Here is a 3,405-nt window from a genome sequence, read left to right on the forward strand (position 1 = left end):
CTGGTGGGTTGTCTCGGGTGGCGGGTCATCGAGGGGCAGGACGTGGTGAGGCTGAAATGGGCGGAAGAGGAGATGGCAGTGCGCCAAGCCCGGAAGAGGCAACGAAAGCTGGAGGAAGAGCTGCTATGAGCCGGAAGCCGGAAGGAAGAAAAGTCCGTGGATGGATGGTTGAGCGGGGCATCACAAATGCCGCAGTAGCCAAGAAGTGCGGCGTCACCCCTGAAACCGTCAGTCAGACCATCCATGGGGCGAGGCACAATTACAGGGTGCTGCGGGAACTCCAGATCATGGGCTGCCCTGATGCGATCCAGGATCTGCCCGATTGGATGAGGATCGAATCGTGAGCAGCCTCCCTGCCTATATGAACGCGCAAGAAGTTGCAGCTCTTGGCTTGCCGGGACTGCCGGGCACAGAAAGAAGAGTGCGGACTTGGTTCCAACGCAACAATATCCAAGGGAAAGAGCGGTCCGGCTGCGGTGGCGGCTACGAATACCCCCTCTCCTCCCTCCCGGAAGCCGCGCAGGTGGCGGTTGTGGAGAAATACGCCGACACCGTGACCCTTGCCGATGCGGAGGGGTTGTCCGATCTGGCCAAGGTTGCGGTGCAGAGGGCCATCGCCAGGCGGGAGCGGCCCAATCTGGAGAGTCTGCCGGAGGCCGTAAAAAGCAGGATCCGGCGTACCTCGCCCGGTCAAAAAGAGATCGAGGAAGGTCTCGTCGCCTACAAAGAAGCCGCGAATTACAACCGGGAAGCCGCCGACAGGCGGTTTGCGGTCATACAGGCCTTCCGGGCCTACCACAAGCAAATCGGCGGGGCTGTCAAGACCGCCATCGCCGCCTTTTGCGAGGCGGTGAACAGCGGTAACGAGTTCCTGCCGGAGGAGGCTCGCGGCGTGCGTTTTTCACCTCGCACCCTGCTGCGCTGGCATGTCGGCATGAAGTCTGGGGTGGGTGGGCTGTTGGGTAAGCTGGGCAACCGAAAGGACCAGTTCGCCATTACCAAGGCCGAATTTGCCCTGGTGGAGGCCATGATCATCCAGTATCCGCACGTCCGGGCTGTGGTGGTCGAACAGGCTGTACAAGCCCGGTTTCCGGGCACGGAGACGAGTTACGACACTATTCGTAACGTAATTAGGCACTGGAAATTAAACAACGCCTCATTTTATTTACGTATAACCGATCCGGACAAGTGGCGCGGTCAGCACATGCCCGCCTTTGGCTCACGCTCGGAGCATTTGGACTCCCTAAATCAGCTCTGGGAGATGGACTCCACCAAGGCGGATATCATCCTCAAGGATGGCAGGCGGTACATCATTGTTGGGGTGATCGATGTCTACTCCAGGCGGCTGAAGTTCCTGGTTTCGCGTTCTTCGTCCAGCGCCGCAGTTACGGCCTTGATCCGCAACGCCATTCTCGATTGGGGCGTGCCCATGGTGATCAAGACTGACAACGGATCGGATTACATTGCCCTCAACACGGTGCGGGTACTGGAGTCTCTTAAAGTCGAGCAATGGCTCTGCAATCCGGGCAATCCGCAGGAAAAGCCGCACATCGAGCGCCATTTCCGCACCCTGAATCACGGGCTCCTGGAGCTTCTGCCGGGCTATATCGGCCACTCGGTGGCCGAGCGCAAGGGCATTGAGGGCCGGGTCAAGCAATGGATGCATACCGGGGCACAGGTCGATCTACCCTATCTGGACGCCGACGGCTTGCAGAGGTTTTTGGACGACTGGACGAAGATCTATTTGCATCGCCCCCATGATGGTCTTGACGGGCGCACGCCCTTTGATGTTGCAGCCAAATGGCCGGATCCGGTGCGCCGCATCGCTGATGAGCGGGCGCTGGACCTGCTGCTCAACCCCCTCAAAGGGGTGCGGGTGGTCTCAAAAAAAGGCATCTCCGTCGATGGCCGGACCTACATCGCCGCCGAGCTGGGCACGATGGTCGGCGAAGAGGTGGAGGTGCGGCTGGATGAGTCGGATGCAGGGCGCATCTACGTCTATGGGATGGATGGCGCCTTTGCCTGCGTCGCGGTGGATCCTGCCATGCAGGGCGTCTCCCGCGCCGAGGTGGCCACTGCGGCCAGTAGCCTCCAACGGCAAGCCACAGCGGTTGCCAAAAAATACGCCAAGCAGGCGGTCAAGGATGCCGGAGCGGAGGGGATCCACGCGGAGATCCTGGCGGCGCGAGCTGCCGCAGCCCCCAACGTGACGATATTGCAGCCCAAAGGGCAGCACACCACGCCCGCCCTGCAAGAGGCCGGGAAAGCGGCGCGGGCCACGGATCCGGTCAAACCGGCACCGCAAACCGAGCAGGAGACCGAGGCCCGCGCCCGGCTTGTGGCCCGCATGCAGGCCCAGCCGGAGCAGGAGGAGACGCGGGAGGATCGGTACCACCGGGCGCAACGTCTGGAGCGAATGCTGGAAAACGGTTGGGCTACAGAAACAGCCGACAGGGAGTGGCTGGAGCGCTATCAGCAGAGCGCGGAATATCGGGCGATGTGCCGCGTGGAAAAGCTGCGGGTGGCGATGGGTTAAGATCGGGGCGAAACAGAGCGACGGAAGGAGTATGTCATGCAAGACGATAAAAGTAATAATAAGGTGCCAGGAGTTGCACCATTGAGGAATGTCGCGGCCTTGTCTGAGGCTATCGAGGCAACAATGGGCAGGCCCCAGCATTTGCCGGGGATTGTGTGCTTCCACGGCCTCAGCGGGCTTGGCAAAACGACAGCCGCCACGTATGCCCACGTCGAATATTGCGGAGCCTATGTGGCGGTACGATCCGTCGTGAGCCGGAAGAGTCTTTTGACGAGCATCCTGAAGGAACTTGGGGTGAGCAGCCCAAAGGGCTCTCTGGACGACTATACGATTGAGGTTGCCCGTATCCTGGTGGGAACGAGGAAGCCTCTGATTATAGACGAGGCGGATTATCTGGCCAAGCCATCGCTCGTTGAGGTGATCCAGGACATCCATGATGCGGCGGTTGGGTCAACAATTGTATTAATCGGTGAAGAAAATCTTAAAACCAAATTGGCGCGATGGGAAAAAATCCATAACCGCATCCTGCGTTGGGAGGGCGCGCAACTCGCCAACCTCGCCGACGCTCTGCTGCTGCGGGATCTGCACTGCCGGAGGGTCCGGGTTGCGGATGATCTGGTGGGGATGTTTGGCGAGAAGACCGGCTGGGTACCCCGCCGCATCTGTGTGAATTTGGCGGCTGCCGAAGAAGAGGCCCTTTCCAAGGGGCGGACGGAGATTGGCCTGAAGGAATACCGCCGCGAGGTGTTTACCGGCTCGCCCCCGATGCGGAGGGTGGCGTGAAACCGACCGCGCTCAAAGGGCTGGACCAAGCGTGGGCTGTCATCCGCAGCCTGAGTATGCCCTCGGACCGGGGGTGGACGTATCAC

General features: G+C 60.5%; 3 protein-coding genes. All 3 read left to right on the forward strand.

Annotated elements, in window-relative coordinates:
• Positions 1-125 precede the first annotated feature (125 nt).
• The 3 genes from HQL56_18965 (at position 126) to HQL56_18975 (ending at position 3,319) form a co-directional block, all read left to right on the forward strand.
• Complete coding sequence (locus tag HQL56_18965; GenBank protein ID MBF0311598.1) at positions 126-344, forward strand: XRE family transcriptional regulator; 219 nt, start codon at positions 126-128, stop codon at positions 342-344.
• A 77-nt stretch (positions 345-421) separates the two neighbouring features.
• Positions 422-2,536: a DDE-type integrase/transposase/recombinase gene (locus HQL56_18970; GenBank protein ID MBF0311599.1), complete on the forward strand. Its 2,115-nt coding sequence runs from the start codon at positions 422-424 to the stop codon at positions 2,534-2,536.
• 36 nt (positions 2,537-2,572) lie between these two features.
• Positions 2,573-3,319, forward strand: a complete 747-nt coding sequence (locus tag HQL56_18975; GenBank protein ID MBF0311600.1) for an ATP-binding protein — start codon at positions 2,573-2,575, stop codon at positions 3,317-3,319.
• Positions 3,320-3,405 lie beyond the last annotated feature (86 nt).

The organism is Magnetococcales bacterium (assembly GCA_015231925.1).
GTDB lineage: Bacteria > Pseudomonadota > Magnetococcia > Magnetococcales > JADGAQ01 > JADGAQ01.

What these genes read in the sequence shown, in the direction of transcription:
- HQL56_18975 (MBF0311600.1), top strand. Translation starts at nt 2,573, where the DNA reads ATGCAAGACGATAAAAGTAATAATAAGGTGCCAGGAGTTGCACCATTG.
- HQL56_18965 (MBF0311598.1), top strand. Translation starts at nt 126, where the DNA reads ATGAGCCGGAAGCCGGAAGGAAGAAAAGTCCGTGGATGGATGGTTGAG.